At 61.6% G+C, this 21,539-nt stretch carries 26 protein-coding genes; 10 read left to right on the top strand and 16 right to left on the bottom strand.

What is annotated here, in order from left to right; translation table 11 throughout:
* Nucleotides 1–157: 157 nt before the first annotated feature.
* Nucleotides 158–673, bottom strand: coding sequence for a metallophosphoesterase family protein (locus AB4072_RS14500; protein ID WP_441968988.1), 516 nt, complete (start codon nucleotides 671–673; stop codon nucleotides 158–160).
* Between the two features lie 249 nt (nucleotides 674–922).
* Between AB4072_RS14500 and AB4072_RS14495 the strand changes: the two genes are divergently transcribed.
* Both AB4072_RS14495 and AB4072_RS14490 read left to right on the top strand, forming a co-directional pair.
* A complete protein-coding gene (locus tag AB4072_RS14495; protein ID WP_441968986.1) occupies nucleotides 923–1,447 on the top strand; it encodes a DUF4142 domain-containing protein in 525 nt (174 codons plus the stop codon).
* A complete protein-coding gene (locus AB4072_RS14490) occupies nucleotides 1,444–1,773 on the top strand; it encodes a cupredoxin domain-containing protein (protein WP_441968984.1) in 330 nt (109 codons plus the stop codon). Before AB4072_RS14495 ends, AB4072_RS14490 begins: the two co-directional genes overlap by 4 nt.
* An 88-nt stretch (nucleotides 1,774–1,861) precedes the next feature.
* On the opposite strand, the gene AB4072_RS14485 is transcribed toward AB4072_RS14490, so the two are convergent.
* The 4 genes from AB4072_RS14485 to AB4072_RS14470 form a co-directional block, all read right to left on the bottom strand.
* Nucleotides 1,862–2,302, bottom strand: a complete 441-nt coding sequence (locus AB4072_RS14485; RefSeq protein WP_441968983.1) for a DUF1178 family protein — start codon at nucleotides 2,300–2,302, stop codon at nucleotides 1,862–1,864.
* 82 nt (nucleotides 2,303–2,384) lie between these two features.
* Nucleotides 2,385–3,245, bottom strand: coding sequence for a carbon-nitrogen hydrolase family protein (locus AB4072_RS14480; RefSeq protein WP_441968981.1), 861 nt, complete (start codon nucleotides 3,243–3,245; stop codon nucleotides 2,385–2,387).
* A 19-nt stretch (nucleotides 3,246–3,264) separates the two neighbouring features.
* Entirely contained in the window at nucleotides 3,265–3,522 is a 258-nt protein-coding gene (gene grxC, locus AB4072_RS14475) for a glutaredoxin 3 (RefSeq protein ID WP_441968979.1), read from the bottom strand.
* 38 nt (nucleotides 3,523–3,560) lie between these two features.
* Nucleotides 3,561–4,289 carry a ComF family protein gene (locus AB4072_RS14470; RefSeq protein WP_441969208.1) on the bottom strand — a complete coding sequence of 243 codons (729 nt, stop codon included), beginning with the start codon at nucleotides 4,287–4,289 and terminating at the stop codon, nucleotides 3,561–3,563.
* A 164-nt stretch (nucleotides 4,290–4,453) separates the two neighbouring features.
* Here AB4072_RS14470 and AB4072_RS14465 point away from each other — a divergent pair, with 164 nt between their 5' ends.
* Both AB4072_RS14465 and AB4072_RS14460 read left to right on the top strand, forming a co-directional pair.
* Nucleotides 4,454–5,335, top strand: coding sequence for a methyltransferase domain-containing protein (locus AB4072_RS14465; protein ID WP_441969206.1), 882 nt, complete (start codon nucleotides 4,454–4,456; stop codon nucleotides 5,333–5,335).
* 58 nt (nucleotides 5,336–5,393) lie between these two features.
* The gene (locus tag AB4072_RS14460) at nucleotides 5,394–5,759 is read left to right on the top strand and encodes a DUF427 domain-containing protein (RefSeq protein WP_441968977.1); all 366 of its coding nucleotides are present in this window, start codon (nucleotides 5,394–5,396) and stop codon (nucleotides 5,757–5,759) included.
* On the opposite strand, the gene AB4072_RS14455 is transcribed toward AB4072_RS14460, so the two are convergent.
* The 3 genes from AB4072_RS14455 to mutT form a co-directional block, all read right to left on the bottom strand.
* Nucleotides 5,749–6,240 carry an Mpo1 family 2-hydroxy fatty acid dioxygenase gene (locus AB4072_RS14455; RefSeq protein WP_441968975.1) on the bottom strand — a complete coding sequence of 164 codons (492 nt, stop codon included), beginning with the start codon at nucleotides 6,238–6,240 and terminating at the stop codon, nucleotides 5,749–5,751. The genes AB4072_RS14460 and AB4072_RS14455 overlap by 11 nt on opposite strands.
* 78 nt (nucleotides 6,241–6,318) lie before the next feature.
* A complete protein-coding gene (locus AB4072_RS14450; protein WP_441968973.1) occupies nucleotides 6,319–7,242 on the bottom strand; it encodes a DMT family transporter in 924 nt (307 codons plus the stop codon).
* Nucleotides 7,243–7,249: 7 nt separating this feature from the next.
* Nucleotides 7,250–7,675: an 8-oxo-dGTP diphosphatase MutT gene (mutT, locus tag AB4072_RS14445; RefSeq protein ID WP_441968971.1), complete on the bottom strand. Its 426-nt coding sequence runs from the start codon at nucleotides 7,673–7,675 to the stop codon at nucleotides 7,250–7,252.
* A gap of 104 nt (nucleotides 7,676–7,779) precedes the next feature.
* Here mutT and AB4072_RS14440 point away from each other — a divergent pair, with 104 nt between their 5' ends.
* Complete coding sequence (locus AB4072_RS14440; protein WP_441968970.1) at nucleotides 7,780–8,163, top strand: hypothetical protein; 384 nt, start codon at nucleotides 7,780–7,782, stop codon at nucleotides 8,161–8,163.
* Here AB4072_RS14440 and argJ read toward each other — a convergent pair whose 3' ends face one another.
* Entirely contained in the window at nucleotides 8,164–9,405 is a 1,242-nt protein-coding gene (gene argJ / locus AB4072_RS14435; RefSeq protein ID WP_441968968.1) for a bifunctional glutamate N-acetyltransferase/amino-acid acetyltransferase ArgJ, read from the bottom strand.
* A 198-nt stretch (nucleotides 9,406–9,603) separates the two neighbouring features.
* Entirely contained in the window at nucleotides 9,604–10,488 is an 885-nt protein-coding gene (locus tag AB4072_RS14430; protein WP_441968966.1) for a peptidylprolyl isomerase, read from the bottom strand.
* Between the two features lie 247 nt (nucleotides 10,489–10,735).
* Between AB4072_RS14430 and secA the strand changes: the two genes are divergently transcribed.
* The 3 genes from secA to AB4072_RS14415 all read left to right on the top strand — a co-directional run bounded on the left by secA (nucleotide 10,736) and on the right by AB4072_RS14415 (nucleotide 14,915).
* The gene (gene secA, locus AB4072_RS14425) at nucleotides 10,736–13,519 is read left to right on the top strand and encodes a preprotein translocase subunit SecA (RefSeq protein WP_441968964.1); all 2,784 of its coding nucleotides are present in this window, start codon (nucleotides 10,736–10,738) and stop codon (nucleotides 13,517–13,519) included.
* Nucleotides 13,520–13,646: 127 nt separating this feature from the next.
* The gene (locus tag AB4072_RS14420) at nucleotides 13,647–13,778 is read left to right on the top strand and encodes a hypothetical protein (RefSeq protein ID WP_441968962.1); all 132 of its coding nucleotides are present in this window, start codon (nucleotides 13,647–13,649) and stop codon (nucleotides 13,776–13,778) included.
* Between the two features lie 180 nt (nucleotides 13,779–13,958).
* Nucleotides 13,959–14,915 (top strand): transcriptional regulator GcvA, encoded by a 957-nt coding sequence (locus AB4072_RS14415; protein ID WP_441968960.1) that lies wholly within the window; start codon nucleotides 13,959–13,961, stop codon nucleotides 14,913–14,915.
* Between the two features lie 28 nt (nucleotides 14,916–14,943).
* Here AB4072_RS14415 and AB4072_RS14410 read toward each other — a convergent pair whose 3' ends face one another.
* The 4 genes from AB4072_RS14410 to AB4072_RS14395 all read right to left on the bottom strand — a co-directional run bounded on the left by AB4072_RS14410 (nucleotide 14,944) and on the right by AB4072_RS14395 (nucleotide 19,465).
* A complete protein-coding gene (locus AB4072_RS14410; RefSeq protein ID WP_441968958.1) occupies nucleotides 14,944–15,741 on the bottom strand; it encodes a L,D-transpeptidase family protein in 798 nt (265 codons plus the stop codon).
* A 71-nt stretch (nucleotides 15,742–15,812) separates the two neighbouring features.
* Nucleotides 15,813–17,141, bottom strand: coding sequence for a L,D-transpeptidase family protein (locus AB4072_RS14405; protein ID WP_441968956.1), 1,329 nt, complete (start codon nucleotides 17,139–17,141; stop codon nucleotides 15,813–15,815).
* A gap of 199 nt (nucleotides 17,142–17,340) precedes the next feature.
* The gene (locus tag AB4072_RS14400) at nucleotides 17,341–18,438 is read right to left on the bottom strand and encodes a D-alanine--D-alanine ligase family protein (protein WP_441968955.1); all 1,098 of its coding nucleotides are present in this window, start codon (nucleotides 18,436–18,438) and stop codon (nucleotides 17,341–17,343) included.
* A gap of 73 nt (nucleotides 18,439–18,511) precedes the next feature.
* Nucleotides 18,512–19,465 carry an acetyl-CoA carboxylase carboxyltransferase subunit alpha gene (locus AB4072_RS14395; RefSeq protein WP_441968953.1) on the bottom strand — a complete coding sequence of 318 codons (954 nt, stop codon included), beginning with the start codon at nucleotides 19,463–19,465 and terminating at the stop codon, nucleotides 18,512–18,514.
* A 273-nt stretch (nucleotides 19,466–19,738) separates the two neighbouring features.
* On the opposite strand from AB4072_RS14395, the gene AB4072_RS14390 reads away from it, so the two are divergent.
* Nucleotides 19,739–19,885 carry a hypothetical protein gene (locus AB4072_RS14390; RefSeq protein WP_441968951.1) on the top strand — a complete coding sequence of 49 codons (147 nt, stop codon included), beginning with the start codon at nucleotides 19,739–19,741 and terminating at the stop codon, nucleotides 19,883–19,885.
* Nucleotides 19,886–19,948: 63 nt separating this feature from the next.
* On the opposite strand, the gene AB4072_RS14385 is transcribed toward AB4072_RS14390, so the two are convergent.
* A complete protein-coding gene (locus AB4072_RS14385; RefSeq protein ID WP_441968949.1) occupies nucleotides 19,949–20,206 on the bottom strand; it encodes a hypothetical protein in 258 nt (85 codons plus the stop codon).
* A 46-nt stretch (nucleotides 20,207–20,252) separates the two neighbouring features.
* Between AB4072_RS14385 and AB4072_RS14380 the strand changes: the two genes are divergently transcribed.
* On the top strand, nucleotides 20,253–20,762 hold the full coding sequence (locus tag AB4072_RS14380; protein ID WP_441968947.1) for a TetR/AcrR family transcriptional regulator: 510 nt from the start codon (nucleotides 20,253–20,255) through the stop codon (nucleotides 20,760–20,762).
* Here the strand turns inward: AB4072_RS14380 and AB4072_RS14375 are convergent.
* Entirely contained in the window at nucleotides 20,747–21,502 is a 756-nt protein-coding gene (locus AB4072_RS14375) for a class I SAM-dependent methyltransferase (RefSeq protein ID WP_441968945.1), read from the bottom strand. The genes AB4072_RS14380 and AB4072_RS14375 overlap by 16 nt on opposite strands.
* Between the last annotated feature and the right edge of the window lie 37 nt (nucleotides 21,503–21,539).

Here is a 21,539-nt window from a genome sequence, read left to right as displayed (position 1 = left end):
ACGTCTCTCCTTTGAAGCTGACTTTCTTTAAGTCGCGCAGTCGTCGGGGGAAAGGTCTAGAGTTTGATCGTATCAGATTGAAACGATCAAACTCTCGATTCTTTCGATGCCGCATGATCCGGGCGAACAACCGGATTCCACTTGTTCTGATCATGCTCTAGGAGGCCGATTTCTGCCGCCGGCGGGTTGTCCGCAGGGTCTCCAACGTCACAGGGCGATAATCCCAGACATCGACCCCGACATCGTATTGGCGCGTCTGGTGCGAGAGCCGACCATGGGAGTGCCCGTGCAGATCGATCCAACCCTTCGCGTTGTTTTTCCAGGTTCGGAAGGCGTAGTGGCAGAGCACCAGATCTTTGTCCTCGAGATGCAGTTCGGCATAGGCCTGAACGCTCTTCCACCCTTTCGCGGCAACCGTGTCAGGGCCATCGTTGTTGCCAGTAATCAGATGCTTCTCGCCATGGAGGCGAGCCAGTAACTCCACGATCCGCTCCACCGTCACATGCAGAGCGAAATCGCCAAGATGCCAGATCGTATCCTTATCCGAGACTGCCTCGTTCCAGAGCGCAATCAACGCCTCGTCATGTTCGGCGACGGTCCTGAAGGGGCGATGATCCTTGGTCAGAACGCGCGGGTCGCCGAAATGCGTGTCGCTGGTGAAGAAGACTGTCAAACAAATCTCCAAAGCTTTGCCGCTGGAACGGAAATGGAGCGCTAACGCACGAAGAAAAGCAGCTGCGGGGGAGAGGTCTCATGAGACTCGGCCGTTGGAACGGCGCAAGGAAATCGCCATTGGTGTTCAGGAATTAAATTTCACGCAAGGGACGGTCTTTTCCGACGTGTGATCCATTTCACTCACGGCGTACAGGACCATTTCACTCACGGCGTACAGGACTTGGGGGCTTCAACGACGGAGGAAATCATGTCGTTCATTCGAGGAAGCGTCTTGTTGGCGGGACTTCTGTTGTCATCGATGGGCGCGACGGCTCAAACCGCTAAGCCAACGGATCCGCAGATCGCACACATCGCCTACACGGCCGGCGTCATCGACATCAATGCGGCCCAGCTGGCCCTGAAGAAATCGAAGAATAAGGATGTTAGGGCCTTTGCAAACGACATGGTGCGCGATCACAAGGCCGTGAACCAGAAAGCGCTGGCACTCGTTAAGAAGCTCAACGTTACACCGCAGGATAACGACACCAGCAAAGCTCTCGTCAAACAGGCGAACGAAGAGCACGCCAAGCTTTCGAAACTGAATGGCGCCGCTTTCGATAAAGCCTATGCGGAGAACGAGGTCGCTTACCACAAGACGGTCAATGGCGCGCTGCAAGACACTTTGATTCCGTCAGCGACCAATGGCGAGTTGAAGGACTTGCTTTCCACCGGCCTCAAGATCTTCGAGGGCCACCAGCAGCATGCGGAACAACTGACGGCAACGCTCAAATGATGCCCGCCCGGCTGCGTTTCTGGAGCAGCATCGTCGCGGCCGCGCTCTCACAGTCGAGCGCGGCCGCGCATGCCGAAGTCTTTCGGATCCGCGTCGACAAGCTCACTTTTTCACCCGAGCAGATCTCAGCGCATGTTGGCGATATCATCGAATGGACCAATGCGGATTTTATCGCTCACACCGCGACGGCAAGAATGGGTGATTGGGATGTGTTGCTCGCGCCCGGCAAGACTGGCCGCATCGTCATCAGGAAAGCCGGTACGATCGATTACTTCTGCCGCTTCCACCCGAACATGATCGGGCGGATCAGCGTCACGCAAAAATAGGCGCTAGAGCTTGATCGTGTTTCAAGCAGACATGATCAAGCTCTAGGTCTATTGCCGCATGATCCGGGCGAACAACCGGTTTCATGCTCTAGTTCCTGTCGTCGGGAATCAGCGGAAGCGGCAATACGTCGATCCCTTCCTCCAGAAGGGCCTTGGCCTCGCTGTGATCGGTCTCGCCATAGATGGAGCGCTGTTCGGCCTCGCCGTAATGCATCTTGCGGGCTTCTTCTGCAAAGCCCGTGCCGACATTCTCCGCATTTTGGATCACCTGCTCGCGCAGGGCGCGCAGCATGGCGCGGATCTCGCGCTCCTTCTCGGTCAGTGCCGCGACCGGTTGCGGCTCGGTCGACACAGGCGCCTTGTCTTTACGGGCGATGGACGGCGCCATGATCTGCTTTTCGATCTTGTCCGAATGGCAGAACGGGCAAGTCACGAAGCCGCGCTTGCGTTGAGTCTCAAACGCCTCGCTCGAGGGGAACCAGCTTTCGAAATCGTGGGCCTTCTCACAGGCCAGGGCGTATTTGATCATGTCTTCGAAATAAGGATTGGACGGCGCGAGGCCAAGGTGGAAAACGGCAAGTGGAAAACGAATGACGCTGTCTCTTGCCCGATCAAGCTTTCTTGGCCTGCGTCGCGAGGACATGTGAAGCGCGCTCGAGGGTGAAGGGCCGTGCGTTCTTCAATGTCGGAATGCGCGAGCGCGCGTCGATTACAAGCGCCGGATCGATCTCGGCGAGAATGACGCCGGGCTCGGAGCCCGCTTCCGCGAGAACGCGGCCCCAGGGATCGACGATGATCGAATGGCCGAAGGTCTCGCGTCCGTCCTCATGCAGACCGCCTTGCGCTGCCGAGATCATGAAGGACCCGGTCTCGATGGCGCGCGCCCGGTGCAGGATGTTCCAATGGGCCTCTCCTGTCTGTTTCGTGAAACAGGCCGGAGCCGAGAGGAAGGACGCGCCCGCTTCCGCAAGAGCGCGGTAGAGCGCGGCGAAGCGCACGTCGTAGCAGATCGTCAGCCCGAGAAGGCCCCATGGGGTTTCGGCGAGAACCGCCTTGTCGCCGCCGGTATAAGTGGCCGATTCGCGCCAGTTTTCACCGTTCGGCAGGTCTACATCGAACAGGTGGACCTTGTCGTAAGAGGCTACGATCTCACCGTTTGCACCGATGAGAAAGGCGCGATTGGCGACCTTGTCGCCGGCCTTCACGGCAATGGAGCCGACCTGAATGACCGTGCCGCGTTCACGGGCGACTTCGCGCAGGCTCGCCAGGGTCGGGTCGGTCTCCTGCGGGCCGACCTTCGCCAGCATGTCGCCGCGGGTGCGCTCGACAAGGGAGGTCATCTCCGGCGTCTGAACGAAATCGGCCCCGCGCGACGCAGCCTCACGGACCAAGGCGACCGCCGAATCACGGTTTTTCAGCGGATCGCGTCCCGAACGCATCTGGACGCAGGCGGCGGTGAAACGGGTGGTCATGGGGCTCTCGGCTCCTGATTTACGCTTGTAGAAGGGGCTCCAACCCACCCTTGTCGTCAAGGGCATAGAGATCGTCGCAGCCACCCACATGTTGTGTGCCGATAAAGATCTGCGGCACGCTGGTGCGGCCGCCGGCCTTCGCGATCATCTCCGCGCGGGCTTCCGGTGTCTTTTCGATGTCGATTTCGGTGAAGGCTGCGCCTTTCTCGCCAAAAAGCGCCTTGGCGGATGTGCAATAGGGGCACCAGCTTTTTGTGTAGATCGTGATGGGTGGCATGGGGGCTCTTTCAAACTCGTTCCGACATATAGGAAGCCTTAGCCCTCCGCGACAACTCTCGCGAAGGCGAGGATATCCACCTGGGCCGCTCCGGCTTTCAGCAGCGCGCGCGAAGCGGCGTTCGCCGTCGAGCCCGTGGTGAGCACGTCGTCGATGAGAAGAATCCGCTTGCCTTTGACCGCAGGGCGAGCCTCCTCCGGGACGCGAAAAGCGCCTTGCAGGTTTTCCTGGCGCTGGGTCTTGGTGAGACCGACCTGCTGGCGCGTGTGCTTGACGCGGGCAAGAAGGGATGGATTGCAAGGAATGTCGTTTTGGCGCGCGACCACGTTTGCAAGCGCCATTGCCTGATTGAAACGCCTTTGCCAGAGCCGCCAGCGGTGAAGCGGCACCGGCACGATCACATCGGTCTCCCGCAACAATTCCGCTCCGGCGCGGGTCATCATCGTGCCAAGCGCCCGGGCGAGTTCTGGCCGGTCCGCATATTTGAGGCGGTGGATGAGGGCGCTGGCCGTGCCATCATACTGAGCGACCGCCCTGGCGCGGGCGAAAACGGGAGGATCGGCGATAGCTGCGGGCGACAGAAGCGGCGTGCCGAGATCGACGGCGAACGGCGTGCCCAGCCGCTCGCAATAGGGCCGCTCGATGAAGCGAATGCCTGACCAGCATGCGGCGCATAGGCTGTGCGGTTCGCCCGTGGCCGCGTGGCAGGCAATACAGGTCGGTGGATAGAGCAGGCCCAATGCGGCGCGCGCAACTCCATGCGCCATATGCAAAAGGCGCAAGCTGTGCTGCGTGGGCTTTGTCGTCTCGTTCATATGACGAGCTTAGCCGAAGGATCGCGCGGAGGCGACTAGTGCCGATCCCCGTCTTGGCCAAGCCCTGTCACTACCCTCTTGGCGCTGCCCTTATTCCGCGCCATACCGGGCATGCCATGACAGCGCCCCTCGTTTTCGACCGACCGCTCGCCCGCCAGCGACTTCAGCGCGCCCTCAACGCGGGATACGCGGATTTCCTCCTTGCCCGCGTCGCGGAAGATCTCGACGAGCGGCTTTCGACCGTGTTGCGGCAATTCTCGCTCGCTCTCGATGTGGGAACGCCGACCCCGCTCGCGGCAAAGATGTTACTTCGGACCGGGCGGGCCGAACAGGTGGTGCGGCTGTCCCCGGTCGCCGAGGAAGGCGCCATTCTCGGCGACGAAGAGAGTTTGCCTTTCAGCGATGCGCGGTTCGATCTCGCGATCTCCCTTCTCGCCTTGCAAAGCGTCAACGATCTGCCCGGCGCGCTGGTGCAGATCAGGCAGGCCTTGAAGCCGGATGGGTTGTTCGTGGCGGCCCTTTTCGGCGGAGCGACCCTGACCGAGTTGCGACAGGCCTTCACGACGGCGGAGGCGGAGATCGAGGGCGGAGTGAGTCCGCGCGTTGCGCCCTTTGCCGATGTGCGCGATCTCGGCAGTCTGCTCCAGCGGGCCAAGTTTGCATTGCCTGTCACGGATTCGGAAACGATCCGCGTGCGCTATGCCGACCCGTTTTCGCTCATGCGGGATTTGCGCCGCATGGGCCTGACCAACGCGTTGATCGACCGTCGCAAGACGCCGTTGAAGCGGCGCACCTTGATGCGCGCGGCGGAAATCTACGCGGAACGGTTCGCCGATCCCGATGGGCGTATTTTCGCGACCTTCGAGATCGTCTGGCTTCTGGGTTGGGCGCCGCACGAAAATCAGCAGAAGCCGCTGCGTCCGGGCAGTGCACGCATGCGGCTTGCTGACGCGCTTCACGTGGAGGAACGTAAAACCGGAGAGAAACCGGAGCCTTGAGCCTTGGGGACGGTTCCAAAATGTTCTAGTCTGCAGACGTCGCTCAAGGAGCGCACCCATGAGAGAACCCAGCCCGGACCACCCGATTACGATCGTGCCCAACTCGCATCGAGTCCGTGTCGTTCTTGGCGGTTTCATCGTTGCCGAGACCACCGAGGCGCTGGCTTTGCACGAAGCGACGCTGCCGGTCGTGCAATACATCCCGCGCAAGGACGTGCGGATGGACCTCTTGGACAAGACGAGTCACCACACCCATTGCCCTTATAAGGGCGATGCGACCTATTACACGGCCAATGCCGGCGGTTTGGTGTGCGACAACGCCGCCTGGAGCTATGAGAAGCCGTTTGCAACCGTTGCCGCCATTGCAGGCTACATCGCCTTCTACCCCGGAAAGGTGGACGCCATCGAGGTGTTCAAGGATTGATCTCGGTAGTGCGTTGAAGGTCACGGCGCAGGCCGAGCATCATCAAGAGTTCGGCCATGATGAACATGGGCCCGATGAAGGCCTGAAAGAGATTGTCGGCAAGGGCCGGGCGTCGTCCCTCGAAGACATGTCCGACGAGTTGAAGCACCCAACCGCCGACGAAGAGAACGCCGAACAGCCACCAGGTCGGCACCACGCCGTAAGCGCTCACGAACCACTCGGAAAACGCGACCATGGCAACGACCAAGATCGCCATGGCGGCGCCGATTCCCTTGTCGAGCGCAATCCAGCCCAGAACGGCCAGAGCCCCGACGATCCAGGAGGTGGGGATGCCATGCTGCCCAATCGGGATTTTCCAGAGCGACAGCACCAGCAAAATCGAGAGGATGATCGCCGGGATGCCGATGAAATGCGTGAAGCGATTCCGGTGGTCGCGATGATAGGTCGAATAAGTCGCGAGTTGGCGTTCGAACAAGGTCATCCTGGGCTCTCCCGTCTGCCGCTATCGAAGGAATTTAGCTGGTCATGAGCGGGAGGGAAGGGGTGGGTGAGTTCGACTCTAGCCGGATGCCGGTTTCAATCGGCCACTGAGCGACACCAATGCGACGCCGGTAAGCACCACCGCGCCGCCGATCATCTCTCGACCACCGATCTTCTCACCGAGGAAGATGACAGCAAGAATCGCCGTCCAGACGGGCATGAGATAACCCACCATCGAGGCCCGTGTCGGCCCGGCGCTGCGGATCAGGCGCATGAAAAGAAGAATCGGCAAAGCCGTCGCCATGACGCCTAGCGCCAGGAGCGGCCCGAAGTGGGATGGAACGGCGGCAAAAGAGGATTGACCGACGAGAACGAGGGCGAGGATCGACGCCGGAATGCCGGAGCAGATCTGCTGGCCAAGCGCCAGGCGCGCGGGATCGGCCTGCCGGACGGAGCGGACATAGAGATTGGCGCAGGAATAGCTCAATGCGCACCCGATCATGGCAAGCGCACCCCAGGGACTGACACCGCTCTCGGGAAGGGCGGCAGGGCCGATGAGAATAGCCATGCCGACGAAGCCGAGTGCGACGCCGATCATACGTCTGCGGGTCAGGCGCTCATCCGCGAAGAGGAGATGCGACAGCACGGCGACGATGAGGGGAGCGGATGCCTGAATCATCGCAGCCGGGGCCGTGGTGATTTGTGTCAGCGCATAGGCCAGGAGCACGTTCGGGATCCAGCCGTTGAACGCGCCGAGAAAAAGCCAGCTCCGCCATTCGCGTCCATGGGGGAGCGGGCTCTTGCGCAATGCCGCGAACCAGAGGGCGAGAGTGATCGCGCCAATCAATCCGCGCATGGCGGCGAGAGCGAAGGGATTCACGTCGCCGCTCAGTTTCACGAACAGGAAGCCGCTCGCCCAGAGGATTGAGCAGGCCAGAAGATTCGTGACGAGAAAGCCTCGCGTCGGCGCGGGGAGGGCGGAAATGATGGCGCTGTCGGTCATGGTAGGTTCAAGGGCCGACAAGATCGACGAGGAAGGGCAGCAGCGGCTCATCTGCCGGAGGCATCGGGTACTGGCGCAATTCCTGCGGCTTCACCCATTTCAGCGCCTGCCCTTCGAGCGGTTGCACAAACCCTTCCCAACGACGGCAGATGTAGAGCGGCATCAGGAGGTGGAAGCTCTCATAGGCGTGGCTCGCGAAAGTGAGCGGCGCGAGGCAGGCTTCCTTGACCTCGATCCCCAGCTCTTCCCGCAATTCGCGGATGAGCGCATCCTCCGGCCGCTCGCCCGGCTCGAGCTTGCCGCCAGGAAATTCCCATAAACCCGCGAGCGATTTCCCTGCCGGGCGCTGCGCCAGGAGGATGCGGTTATCCGTGTCCACGAGGGCGACGGCGACGACAAGGGTCAGCTTGAGAGGGGGCGGGTTCGTGGTCATGGCAGTTTCCCCTCTCAACAGATTCGGCGGCGAAAGACAACTCGCGGCGGTTGTGCAACTGATAGTAACGATATAAGTATATATTCTCGTAAGGGGTGAGATTCATGCTTAAGCAAAAGAGTATATTCGGGGCCTCATTGATCCTGGCCTGTTCAGGATTCGCAGGCGCGGCGCAGGCCGGCTGCGACGGGCCACCCTTCTACATTCCCTCGAGCATCGCCGAGCTTGAGGCTCCGATCACGGTCGAGGCGGGAACAGGGTGTGCTTTCGGACTCAGCGGCATTCCTGGAGCCATCAACGAGGTCAAAATCACCCAAGCCCCCAAGATCGGTCGGGCCGGCGTGCAGAACCTGAACGCCATCTACGTCGCCAAGCCCGGCTACCAAGGTTCCGACGAGTTCGCTTATGCGCTCATCGGAACGGATCAGTACGGCGGACCGATGCGCGTGATCATCAAGCGGAAAGTGACCGTCGTTCCCAAGCTGTAATCAGCTGCGGTAATCACCGTTGATTTCCACATAGGCCTTGGTGAGATCGCAGGTCCAGGCCCGCGCCTCGCCACGGCCGAGGCCGAGATCGACGCGGATCACGATCTCGTCGCCCTTCATGTAGGCGGTCGTCTTGGCCTCGTCGTAAGCCGGATCGCGCGCGCCCTTCACGGCGACGCGGATATCGCCGAACCAGATCGCGAGCTTGTCGCGCTCGGCGGGTTCGCCGGCTTTGCCGACAGCCATGACCACACGGCCCCAATTGGCGTCTTCACCCGCGACCGCCGTTTTCACGAGCGGCGAATTGGCGATCGCCATGGCGATGCGTTTGGCGGAGGTCGCGCCGGTCGCGCCCGTCACTTTCACGGTCACGAACTTGCGCGCGCCCTCGCCGTCGCGGGCGACCTGCTGCGCGAGATCGCAGAGAAGATCTTCCAGCGCCTGACGGAAACCGGTCAGGCGGCGGTCGCTCGGCAGCGAGATCGCGGGCGCGCCGCGTTGAGTGGCGGCGCCTGTCGCGAAGAAGAGCAGGGTGTCGGAGGTCGAGGTATCGCTGTCGACCGTCACGCAATTGAAGCTCTTGTCGGCACCCTTTTTCAAAAGCGCCTGCAAGACCGGCGCGGCGATGGGCGCGTCGGTGAAGATGAAGGAGAGCATGGTCGCCATGTCGGGCGCGATCATGCCCGCGCCCTTGGCGATGCCGTTGATCGTCACCTCAACGCCGCCGATGGTCGCCTTGCGGGTCGCCACTTTGGGGAAAGTGTCGGTGGTCATGATGGCCTTGGCGGCATCGACCCAATTGAGCGGCTTCGCCTGCTTCTGGCACTTGTCGAGAACGCCCTGGAATTTCGTGGCGTCGAGCGGCTCGCCGATCACACCGGTCGAGGCGATGAAGACCTGGGAGGCCCGGCAGCCGGCGGCCTTGGCCGCAATGTCGGCGGTGAGTTTCACCGCTTCGGCGCCCTTCTTGCCGGTAAAGGCATTGGCGTTGCCGGAATTGACCACGAGCGCCCGCGCGACACCCTTGTCCAGGTTCTTGCGGCACCAGTCCACAGGGGCGGAGGGACACTTGGAGCGGGTGAACACCCCCGCCACCGCCGTGTCCTTGGCGAAGGTCATGTAGAGAACGTCGGTTCGGTTCTTGTATCGGATCCCGGCCTCCGCGGTCGCGATCTTCACACCCTCGACAGGCGGAAGGGTCGGATAGGATTTCGGCGCGAGCGGGGAGACGGTCTTGGACATGGATTGAGCCGGTAAGGGACAAGAAGCCGAGGATTGCGCGAACTGAGGCTGTCCAAGGATTTTGTCAAGCCCAAGCTTAATCTTGGGGAGGCCGACCGGCCCTGAAATCCGATTCACCCGTATGTCCGGCCAACGAGGAGGCGTTGTCCGGATATTGAGCCGAGCGAGGATCTGCCCGCTCGGCTCTTGTCGAAAGGCTTACTGCTTCTTCTGCTCGACGAGGTTGCCCTTGTCGTCGAGGCGCTCGATCTTGGCGTCCTTGCGCAGATTCAGGATCAAGTCCTGTTGGGTCTTGCGTTCCAGGTAGTTGTTCACCTGCTCCTTCATCTCCTCGAAGGAAGGGGCGGGCTTGGTGCGCTTTTCTTCCAGCTTGATGATGTGCCAGCCGAACTGGGATTTCACCGGCTCGGAGATCTGGCCGGGTTCGAGCTTGAAGGCGGCCTCGGCGAAGGGTTCGACCATGCGGTCCTTGGAGAAGAAACCGAGGTCGCCGCCATCGGTCTTCGATCCGGGATCCTTGGAGACCTCTCCGGCGACCTTCGCGAAATCCTCGCCGCCTTTCACCCGGGCATAGACCTTCTTCGCCTCGTCCTCGTTTTCGACCAGGATGTGGCGGGCGCGCACTTCCTGCTCGGGCGTGACGCTCTTGACGGTCTCGTCATAGAGCTTCTTTGCGGCTTCCGGCGTGACGCCCTTCTTGGCTTCCTGGCTGAGATACTCGTCGAGGAGGGTCTTATCCTGGTTGTAGGCGAGCTTGCGGGCAAAATCCGGCGTATCGCCGACCTTGGCCGCCGCCGCTGCCTTCGCACCGAGCTTCAGATCGATCATATAGCCGATCAAAAGGTCACGCTTCTGCGCGTCCGAGACGTTGGGAAGTTGCAGGGCCGGGTCGGCTTCCGCGATGGCGAGGTCCGCTTCGGTGATGTCGACGCCGTTGACCCGGGCGACAACCTTGTTGCTTTTCGCAGCGGAAGCGGCGGGTGCCGCGGGAGCTGGCGTCTGAGCCGAAGCGAAGCCTACGCTGAGGGGCAGAGCCACACCAAGCGCAAGAACGCTCTTAAGAAGGGATGATGAAACTGACATTTTGAAGTCCTCTGACGGGCCTTAAACGGCCGACGCTCGGTGTGGATCGATGGCTGAGTTCCTTGCAGTTTGCAAGCGATAGCCTATCTGTGGCAGACCTCCGTCCGATTAAGCTTAAACGGTCAAGGTTGTGGAAGCGCGACTGCGCCGGAGTGGCGCAGCCTTTTAGATGCGTCTCCGCATAATTAAGTCTATAAGGCGGCCCAAACCGCTTTTTCTCCTGAATTCTGGAATTCGAAGGCTTTCGATGTTTGGTTCTTTCGCCAAGAAAATCTTTGGCTCGGTCAATGATCGCCGCTTGAAGTCATATCGGCCTAAAGTGGCCGCGATCAACGCACTGGAGGCGGAACTCGAGGCCCTGTCCGACGAGGACCTGCGCGCCCGCACCGAGACCTTCAAGGCCGAGGTCGCCGCCGGCAAGAGCCTGGACGACCTCCTGGTTCCCGCCTTCGCCACGGTCCGCGAGGCAGCGAAGCGCACTTTAGGACAGCGCCATTTCGATGTGCAGCTCATCGGCGGCATGGTCCTCCATGAGGGCTCGATTGCCGAAATGCGCACTGGTGAAGGCAAGACGCTGGTCGCGACCCTCCCGGTCTATCTCAACGCGCTCTCAGCCAAGGGCGTTCACGTGGTTACGGTGAACGACTATCTCGCCCGCCGCGATAGCGAGTGGATGGGCCAGATCTACAAGTTCCTCGGCCTGTCCGTCGGCGTGATCGTCCACGGCCTCGACGATGCCGAGCGTGCCCAGGCTTATGCCTCGGACATTACTTACGGCACCAACAACGAATACGGCTTCGACTATCTTCGCGACAACATGAAGTACGAGATGGCGCAGATGGTCCAGCGTGGCCACAACTTCGCCATCGTGGACGAGGTCGACTCGATTCTCGTGGATGAGGCGCGCACGCCGCTCATCATCTCCGGTCCCCTCGACGACCGCTCGGAGCTCTATCTGGCGGTCGATCAGGTGATCCCGCGCCTGTCCAGGAGCGACTACGACCTCGACGAGAAGCAGCGCAGCGTGTCGCTCACCGAGGACGGCACCAGCAAGATCGAGGAGCTTTTGCGCGAGGCCGGTCTGCTGACCGAGGGCGATCTCTACGACGCCCAGAACGCGACCCTCGTTCACCACATGAACCAGGCCTTGCGCGCACACACTCTGTTCCAGCGTGACAAGGATTATATCGTCCGCAACGACGAAGTGGTCATCATCGACGAGTTCACCGGCCGCATGATGCCGGGCCGTCGCTATTCGGAAGGCCTGCATCAGGCGCTCGAAGCCAAGGAACGCGTGCAGGTTCAGCCCGAGAACCAGACGCTGGCCTCCATCACCTTCCAGAACTATTTCCGCCTCTACGACAAACTCGGCGGCATGACCGGCACCGCATCGACGGAAGCCGACGAATTCCTGGAAATCTACAATCTCGACGTCGCCGAAATTCCGACGAACCGTCCTGTCTCGCGTATCGACGAGGATGACGAGGTCTATCGGACGGCGGAAGAGAAGTACAAAGGCATCATCCGCGAAATCGAGGCCTCCTCGAAGCGCAGCCAACCGATCCTCGTCGGCACGACTTCCATCGAAAAATCGGAGACGCTGGCCGAGCTTCTCATCAAGGACGGCTACACGCTCATCGATTTCGAGAACCCGCTGGCTCTGGAGCCGCTCTACAAGGCGGCGCGCGCAGGCACCGGCACCAAGCACTTCGCCGTGCTGAACGCGCGCTTCCACGAGCAGGAAGCCTTCATCGTCGCGCAGGCCGGTGTGCCGGGCGCGATCACCATCGCCACCAACATGGCCGGTCGCGGCACCGATATTCAGCTCGGCGGTAACGCCAAGATGCGCGTCGAGCGCGAGCTTGCCGGTATCGAGGGCGATGAGCGTGCGGCGAAGGAAAAGACGATCCTCGAAGAGATCGCCGCGTTCAAGGAACAGGCGCTGAAGGCGGGCGGTCTCTACGTGCTCGGCACCGAGCGCCACGAATCCCGCCGCATCGACAACCAGCTGCGTGGCCGCTCGGGCCGTCAGGGTGATCCGGGCCGCTCCAAGTTCTACCTGTCGCTTCAGGACGACCTGATGCGCATCTTCGGTTCCGACCGCATGGACGGCATGCTGTCCAAGCTCGGGCTGAAGGAGGATGAGGCCATCATCCATCCGTGGATCAACAAGGCCATCGAGCGCGCGCAGGCGAAGGTCGAGGCGCGCAACTTCGACATCCGCAAGAACATCCTGAAATACGACAACGTCATGAACGACCAGCGCAAGGTCGTGTTCGAGCAACGCAAGGAGTTCATGGCGGAAGAAAGCGTGCGCGACACCATCGACGACATGCGCCACGGCGTCGTCGAGGATCTGGTCGCCCGTTCCATTCCCGAACATGCTTATGCCGAGCAATGGGATGTGGTCGGTTTGAAGGAGGGCGTCGAGCGCTTCCTGGCTCTCGACCTGCCGATCGCCGATTGGGCGAAGGAAGAGGGCATCGCCGACGACGAGATCCGCGAGCGCATCCGCAAGGCCGCCGACGAATCCTACACCCAGCGCATCGAGGCGAATTCGCCGGAAGTGATGACCTATGTGGAGAAGCAGGTTCTGCTCCAGAGCCTCGACCATCTCTGGCGCGAGCACCTTGTGACCCTCGACCATCTGCGTCAGGTCATCGGTTGGCGCGGTCTCGCTCAGCGCGATCCGCTCAACGAGTACAAGGCGGAAGCCTTCGATCTGTTCAACAGCCTGGTCGGTCACCTGCGCGAGCAGGTGACGGGACAGCTCATGCGCATTCAGGTGGTGTTCCAGCAGCCCGAACCCGCTTCGCTGCCGCCCATGTTCGGCCAGCATCTCGACCCGGCCACGGGCGAGAACGAGATGGCTTTGCCGGATGGTGTATCGGCTTCAGGTCTTTCCGCGACCGCTGCTCAGAACCGGGACCCGAACGATCCTTCGACCTGGGGCCGGGTCGGTCGCAATGAACCGTGCCCGTGCGGCTCGGGCAAGAAGTTCAAGCATTGCCACGGACAGCTCGTGGCGTAAGGGGTTCTCACGCTTTGCCGAATGAAAAAGCCCGCCTCGATGGCGGGCTTTTATTCGGCGCCAGTGCTCATTTTCAACGAAAACCCCGATCTCTCGGCGCAACCAGAATGTCCGGCCAGGCGGGGGAATGGTCGTATCCTTCGACATCTGTCCGCCTGAGGCCGAGATCGGCGAGGCCGCGATCATCCACGCCATACAAGGACCGGCGGCTCGCACGATGATCGAACCATGCTTCCAGCCTCAGCATGAGCTTGAGTAGGAGACCGGTTCTCAAAGAAGTTGCTTTCTGCGATTCCCGAAGATTTCCTATGGCGATACCGATGGTCATGACATTTCCCTTTCTTTCGCGCTTTTGATAGGGAAAGGATGCTCTCGCCTTGGGTGGCAAGCAAACGAGAAGTCCTTGACTTCAGCCCAAGCTATTCTTGGTCAAGACACGATGTCCCGTCGCCGACTTCCGCCTCTCAATGCCTTGCGCGCCTTCGAGGCCGCCGCCCGTCATTTGAGTTTCGAACGTGCCGGAGATGAGATCGCCGTCACGGCAAGTGCCGTCGGGCAGCAGGTGAAGGCGCTCGAAGCCTGGCTCGGACGCCCGCTCTTCGTCCGCCTGCCGAGTAAGGGCGTCGCCCTGACGAGTGTGGGCGAGCGCTATGCCGCGACCGTTTCAGAGGCGCTGGATCGACTTCACGAGGCGACCGCGCGAGCGTTGAAGCCTGAAAATACAAAGGTCCTGACCGTCGGCACCATGCCGAGTTTTGCCCTGAGCTGGCTCATTCCACGTCTCGGTTCACTGAAAGAGCGTCACCCGGACCTGGAGGTCCGCATTTCGGTTTCGACCACGCAAACCGATTTCGCCCGCGAGGATATCGACGTCGTGATCCGGTTCGGTCGGGGTGGCTATCCGGGCATGAGGACGGATCTCTTGATGGAAGAGAACTATTTTTCCGTCTGCAGCGCAGCGCTCCTCGATGATCCGCAGCGGCCTCTGCGCGTGCCCGAAGATCTTCGTCATCACACTCTTCTGCACGAAATTCCGGAAGGGGTGCCTGACTACGTGACATGGTCCCGCTGGCTGAAGGAGGTGGGCGTGGACGGGGTCGATACGACACGCGGCCCACGTTTCTCTCATACTTTCATGGCTTTACAGGCTGCCGCATCGGGGCAGGGGGTGGCGCTGGCGACCAACGTGCTGATCGGGGATTATCTTGATGCCGGTCGTCTCGTGCGCCCGTTTCCGCAGCAGGTGAAGGGTGCCTACCAATATTACGTGGTCTGCCCTGAAGCTTACGCCGAGCGGCCCGCCGTCGCAGCTTTCCGAACCTGGCTTTTGGATGAGGCGAGGGGGCAAATCGAAACGGAGACCCCGTGGCCCGACTCGTCGCGAACGGGAGCCTAATGAAGCCCGGTCAGGGGCATGCGCTTGCCTACTGCGCTGTAACCCGCTGGCATTGGCTAGAGACAGCCGCACCGAATGCATAACGGCCACCACAGACCGCCGCGAGGGGTGGGGTCCGTGTTGCCTCGAATAGGTCGTAGCCTTCCCTGAGCTCGGCCCAATGGGCCGCCCAACGATGGCCGGCCATGGCGCCCAGCTTCTCGCTCGTCATGCGGAATGGAAAGACATGGACCGGGACCTCGCGTTGGCCTTCGCGCAGGGCCGCCTCGACGATTCGATAGATATCGTCGATCCCTCGGTCGGTCATGGCATAGCAACCGATGGACAGGCAATCGCCGTGGACCATTACGAGCGACCCGGTGCGGCCATGAGCGCGATCATAGGTGTTCGGGAAGCCCAGATTGAAGGCACGGTAATAGGCGCTGTTCGGATTGAGCTGATTGAGACCGACCGCATAAAAGCCCTCGGGGCTCTGGCCGTCACCCTCCGCGATCTTAGGGCCGAGTGTGCCCGACCACGTGCAGATCGGGTACGTCGCGAATAGTTCATAAGTCCCGTTTCGCGAGAGCCAGACTTCGAGAGCGTTCTCCTCCTTGAAAATGCGCACGAAGGCTGGGGCGCCCAGGCGGAAACCCTTCTCCTCGAGCTTCGCGGCAAGCGGCTTATCCGAGCCATGGCGCAGGTCCGCTGCAATTCCGGGGGCCACCCGAGCGATAGCCCTGATCGTACGATCCGAGGCGCTCTGGCGGAGATTGGGTCGAACGACGGCGACACCGACCAATGCGGCGATAACGACGAGAACGAAGGTGAAGAATAGCCGCCGCATGGGTGCGCGTCTCATGGAGCATGAAAAAACCCGCCATCAGGCGGGCTTTTGATTCTGAAACTCGTCGCGGATCAGTTGATCGCGACGTTGACCGAACTGGGGGCCTCGACGCGGCGCTGGGGCTTCGCCGGAGCGGCCGGCATGCCACGCTGCGGGGGCAACGGGGTCGCTGTGGGTAGGGTCGAGGTGGCCTGGGCCGTTTCCGCGACAGGTGCCGAGGCGGACGAGGTGTTGAACAGGTCGCCGATTCCGCCGAACATCTTCTTGTAGAAAGGCGTTTCCTGTGAACCGCCCGCAGCTGAGGCCTGGACAGGAGTGCTCACAGCCGGAGCGGCCGGGGGAGCCGCGGCAACCTTCGCCTCGGGTGCGGGAGCCGCCTGAGTCGACGCGAAAGCCAGGGCTGCTGCCGGGACAGGAGCTTCCTTCGGCTTGCCGGAGGCATCGAGAGCGATGACCTGCGGACCGGAGGCAAGGCCCTCCGGACGGCTCACATCGCCGAATTTGTCACGCATGCGGGCGTCGACCACGAGCGAGCCGCCTTCCACGGTGCCGGCAAGGGCCTGACGGAAGGATTCATGCGAACCGCCGTCGTTATAGACGAGCTTGACCGGTTGTACGCCCGGAGCCAGTTGCGCAACCTCCTGCTCATCACGCTGACGCTTCTGCTCGACGGCGGAAACGACGGTCTCATCGGTCACGTTGAAGACATAGTGCTTGTCGGCAACGGAGATCCGGGGCTCCTCGCGCGCAATTTCGAAATAATCCGAACCTTCCTTCAGGTTTTTCCAGAAGACGATGTTGGGATCGAGACGGTGCTGGGCCATATTCAGCGCCGTCATCCGGAACGGATAGGACTGGAACTGGAAGCCGCGCTGGCCGCTCGCAAGCGCCTCACGCGCAATCGCATAGATCTCGGCGATGTTCTGGTCCGTCATGGCAAAACAGCCGCGTGACGAGCACGAGCCGTGGACCATCAGGTTGCCGCCTGTCCGACCGAAGGATCGATCATAGGCGTTCGGGAACCCGGTATCGAAGGACAGATAATAGGCTGAATTCGGATTCATCTGGCCGGGGGTGACGGTATAGAAACCCTCAGGCGCCTGACGGTCGCCCTCGCGCACCTTCGGTCCGAGCTGACCCGACCAGCGGCAGATGGGATAGGTCTTGAGCAGCGCATAACGCCCGTCGCGTCCGCGCTTCCAGATTTCCATCTCCGACTCCTTTTTGAAGGAGCGGATGAGAATCGGGTCGGACTTCGACATTCCCTTGTCGGCCATCAAGGACATGGTGGCCTGCGGAATGGGCGAAAGATGGCGTGTGGAGCTTCTCCGGAAGCTCTCATCCTGGCAGGCAGCCAGAGCGAGCGCCAAGCTCGCCGCCACAGCGAAACGCTTCATCATGGGGGACCCCGCAATTGTTGATCCGTCCGGTCCCTTGTGTCCGAACGGTTCCCCGATATCATTAAAGCGTTAGCGTTAACTCGGCCTTACCGCAAGCGGGGCCGTATCGGGGTTATGATTAATGGTCGCTTAACTCGGGAAAAAACTCACAGAAACCGAGGGTTTTCCCGTAAGATGCGACCGAGAAAGCCGCTGGCGCTCATAACTGCTTCAGCGCGCTCCTGCGTTCATGCCGGGCCAGGGCATGGGCAATCAGGGCGTTCATGAGGTCGCGCTGAGGCAATCCGCCGGCTTCCCAGAGCTTTGGGTACATGCTGATGGCCGTGAAGCCGGGAAGGGTATTGATCTCGTTGACGAAAAGGCTCTCCTCGTCGAGCGGATCGATGAAGAAATCGACCCGTGCCAGACCCTCGCAGCACAGGACTCGGAAGGCTTCGATGGCAAGCTCCTGTGCCCGCCGGACCTGCTCGGCGGTGAGAGAAGCCGGAATGCGCAGGTCCGCGCCCGCCGCGTCCTCATATTTCGCATCGTAGCTATAGAAGCCGTGACTGCTCGCGGGGGCAATTTCGCCGAGGGGCGAGGCGCGAAGCTCACCGGAGGCCTCTTCCAGAACCGAGCATTCGATCTCGCGCGCACCCGCCACGCTGCGCTCGACAAGGATCTTGCTGTCGTAGCGAAGGGCGAGCTCGCAGGCCTGATCGAATTCTCGCGCCGATCTGGCCGGAGAGACGCCGACCGAGGAACCCATATTCGCGGGCTTGATGAACAATTCCGTCGTCCCGAGCACGACCGTCGCGGATTCATAATCCGCCCGATCGAGATCGGTCATGGTCATGAAGGGAACGATGGGTAGCCCGCTGTCGCGAAGAAGGCGCTTGGCCACATCCTTGTCCATGCTGGCGGATGAGCCCATCACGCCCGAACCCACATAAGGAACGCCGGCCAGTTCCAGAAGGCCCTGGACCGTCCCGTCCTCCCCGTTTGGCCCATGCAGGACAGGGAAGACGACATCGAGATGGATGGGAGCTGAGCCGCCATCGAGAACGATCAGGTCGCCGTTCCGTCCCGGCGGCAAGACCACTTCAGGTGCGTCAGTCGGGATCTCGAGGGACTTGGCTTCCGGTGAGGCGGAATTGCCCAAAAGCCAGCGCCCGTCCCGGCGGATGCCGATGGGGACGACCTCGTAGCGGGCGGGATCGAGAGCGCGAAGGATGTTTGCGGCCGACATTCTGGAAACATCGTGTTCCGCCGAGCACCCTCCGAACAGGAGCCCGACCGTCTTGCGCGCATGATTCATTTCTCATCCTCCGCCATATTCGCAGTATGGCGGAAGAGATTGAAGCATTGTTAACGCGGAAGCTTGCCGGATCTTAAAGCTTGCGGCCGATGGCCAGGAACTTGGCGGCACGGTGATCGCGCAGCTCCGAGGGGCCCATATTGCTGAGATCGTGCAGGGCTTCCTCGACCGCGTTGCCGGTTGCGGCGATGGCGGCCTGGGAGTCACGGTGTGCGCCGCCGACAGGTTCGGTGATAATGCCGTCGATGACGCCGAGGCGCATGAGATCCTGTGCGGTGATCTTCATGTTGGTGGCGGCATCCTGGGCGCGCGTCGAATCACGCCACAGGATCGAGGCCGCGCCTTCCGGCGAGATCACGCTGTAAATGGCGTGTTCGAGCATCAAAACCTTGTTGGCGGTGGCAATGGCAATCGCGCCGCCTGAGCCGCCTTCACCGATGATGACGGAGACGCTCGGCACACCGAGGCCGAGCTGCGCGTCGGTCGAACGGGCGATGGCTTCCGCCTGGCCGCGCTCTTCCGCCTCGATGCCGGGATAGGCGCCCGCGGTATCGACGAAGGTGATGACGGGCAGTTCGAACCGGTCGGCCATCTCCATCAGGCGGACGGCCTTGCGATAGCCTTCGGGCCGCGCCATGCCGAAATTGTGCCGGATGCGAGTCTCGGTGCTGTTGCCCTTCTCCTGCCCCATGATGCAGACCGGCTGGCCTCGGAAACGCCCGAAACCGGCGACGATGGCCTCGTCCTCGGAGAATTTGCGGTCGCCCGCGAGAGGCGTGAAATCGGTAATCAGGCCAGCGCAGTAATCGATGAAGTGAGGCCGCTGCGGATGGCGCGCGACCAGCGTCTTCTGCCAGGGCGTGAGCTTGCCGTAGAGATCCTTGAGGGCATCCGCCGCCTTGTTCTCCAGGCGGGTGATGTCTTCCGTGATCGAAACTGCATCGCGGCTTTCGCCGAGAGCCCTCAGTTCTTCAACCTTGGCTTCCAGTTCGGCGACCGGCTTTTCGAAATCGAGATAGCTGCGCATCGGACTCTATAAAAACGAAAACCGGCGCTGAACCAGACTTTTGACTTTCCTCAAAAGTCCGCCCCGCCGGGCGGGCGGAAACTGGCGATTTGAGGGACACAAGTCAAGTTGCGGCTGGAATTACTCCCCGAAGACGATGTGATGCAGCAGGCGTCTAGGCATGGGAGTGAACAATCCGGCGATGATGAGCCCCCGAAGAAGAGCCCTTTCATCGTTGAACGATGGCCGGCGATGCGCCCGCGCTTCGCATGAACGACGGCCAGAGGCAGCGTCATGATCGTCAATGCCGACAGTCCATGGATCGGCCCGAAATGCCCGGCGATGGACCAACTCGACGCGATGCCGATCGAACTCATGGCGACGAGGCCCATCAACCCGACCCAGATCCACCGGCGCGACGGTGAGCTTGCGTGCCTTTGACAGCGAGCATCTGATAGCTGCCGAGAAAGAGGGCCGCCACTGCCGCCCCGGCATGAATCAGAATCAGGTGCGGCGAGCAGAGGAGCCAGAGACATGGGATCGTCCGTTTTCGGGGATCTGTTTTTCCAGGGGTCTGTTTTTCCAGGGAATGATTTTTCCAGGGAAATGATTGCCGGGGGAAATGATTGCAATATGTTGACATCGACAACATAGAAGAATGTTGATGATGCCAACATCTGATGCCTCGGGATCTGGATCCGATACCTCCAGATCCGATATCTCCGGATCCGATATCTCCAGCTCCAGCTCCAAATCCGACACCTCCGGCTCCAGGCCGTATCACCACGGCGACTTGCGGAGGGTTCTTGTGGCGACAGGGCGGGAGCTTGTCGCACGCATCGGGCCGGCTGCGCTCAGCCTGCGCGAGGTCGCGCGGGCCGCCGGGGTGTCCCACAACGCCCCCTATCGTCATTTCGTGAGCCGTGAAGCTTTGCTTGCAGCCATCGCGGCTGCGGGTTTCGTCGCTCTTAAGGAGGCGTTGCTCGCCGCGGCGCAAACGGAGCCGGAGTGGCGTCTTCGTGCGTTGGGGAAAGCCTATGTGCGGTTTGCGCTGGACCATGGGTCCGACTTCCTCCTGATGTTCGGCTCGGCGATTCAGAAGGAGGATTACCCAGAATTGAACGAGGCCGCGGCCGCCGCGTTCAATGCGTTACGCCAGAATGTGGCGATGCCTCCTGTGGGGGACCCGGAGATCGGGGCGCTCGGCGCCTGGGCGATTGCCCATGGATTGGCGAATCTTGTCGCCAACGGACAATTGCCGCTGGAGCGCGCCTTTGCGGTTCTCGATGGGGCTGGACCGAATCAGGGCTCAGGTTGAGCAGAGACCCGTGATGCCGGAGCCGGAGCCGGGACGAAAACCGGTGAAAACCGGCGGGCGCGGCGCGGCGCGCGCACGGCGACGGGGTGGTAGAGTTGTTTCGTCGCTTCCACGATGTGAAGTCCTGCGAAGGGGAGGGCGCAGCTGGCGCCGACCCGCTCCCAGGCTTGCGCGGTCTGCAGAAGGACGCGGCTGCCGAGCGGTGGCACATAGAGGGTTTCGGCCCAGCCCTCCGGCGAAAACCAGGTCTGGCGCATGAGCGCCTTCAATTGTGAGCGGCTGAAGGGCTGGCCGTAGCCGAAGGGGGTCGTGTCCATCCGGGCCCATAGGCCTCGCCGGTTGGGGACGACGACGATGATCCGCCCGCCCGGGGTTAGGATGCGCCAGATCTCATGCAGAAGCTCGCTCGGGCTTTCCACCGTCTCGAGGGCGTGAATGACGAGAACCCGGTCGATGGAAGCATCGGGCAGGGGCATCATCAAAGGGTCGACCAGGGTCGAAGCGGAGGCCCCGGAGCGCGGCCAGTTCACCACGCCCTGGTTTGCCGGCATGAAAGCGAGCGCCCGTTCGCATTCATCGCGAATGGCGCCGAGGTAAGGCGGCGCATAGCCGAGGCCGAGCACTCTCAGGCCGGTCAACGGTCCCCAGAAACGGCCGATGGCACGCCCCACGTAGCGGCGCGTCACATTGCCGAGCGCGCTGGCATAGAAACTCCGCAGATCCGTGATGTCGACGCTCATGTCATCCTTTGTTCTTCACGGCGGGGCTGGTTTCAGG

The sequence above is a fragment of the Microvirga sp. 2MCAF38 genome (assembly GCF_052115485.1).
Taxonomy (GTDB): Bacteria; Pseudomonadota; Alphaproteobacteria; order Rhizobiales; family Beijerinckiaceae; genus Microvirga.
Note: the sequence above shows the minus strand (reverse complement) of the source record. Positions and strands in the feature narration are given on the sequence as shown.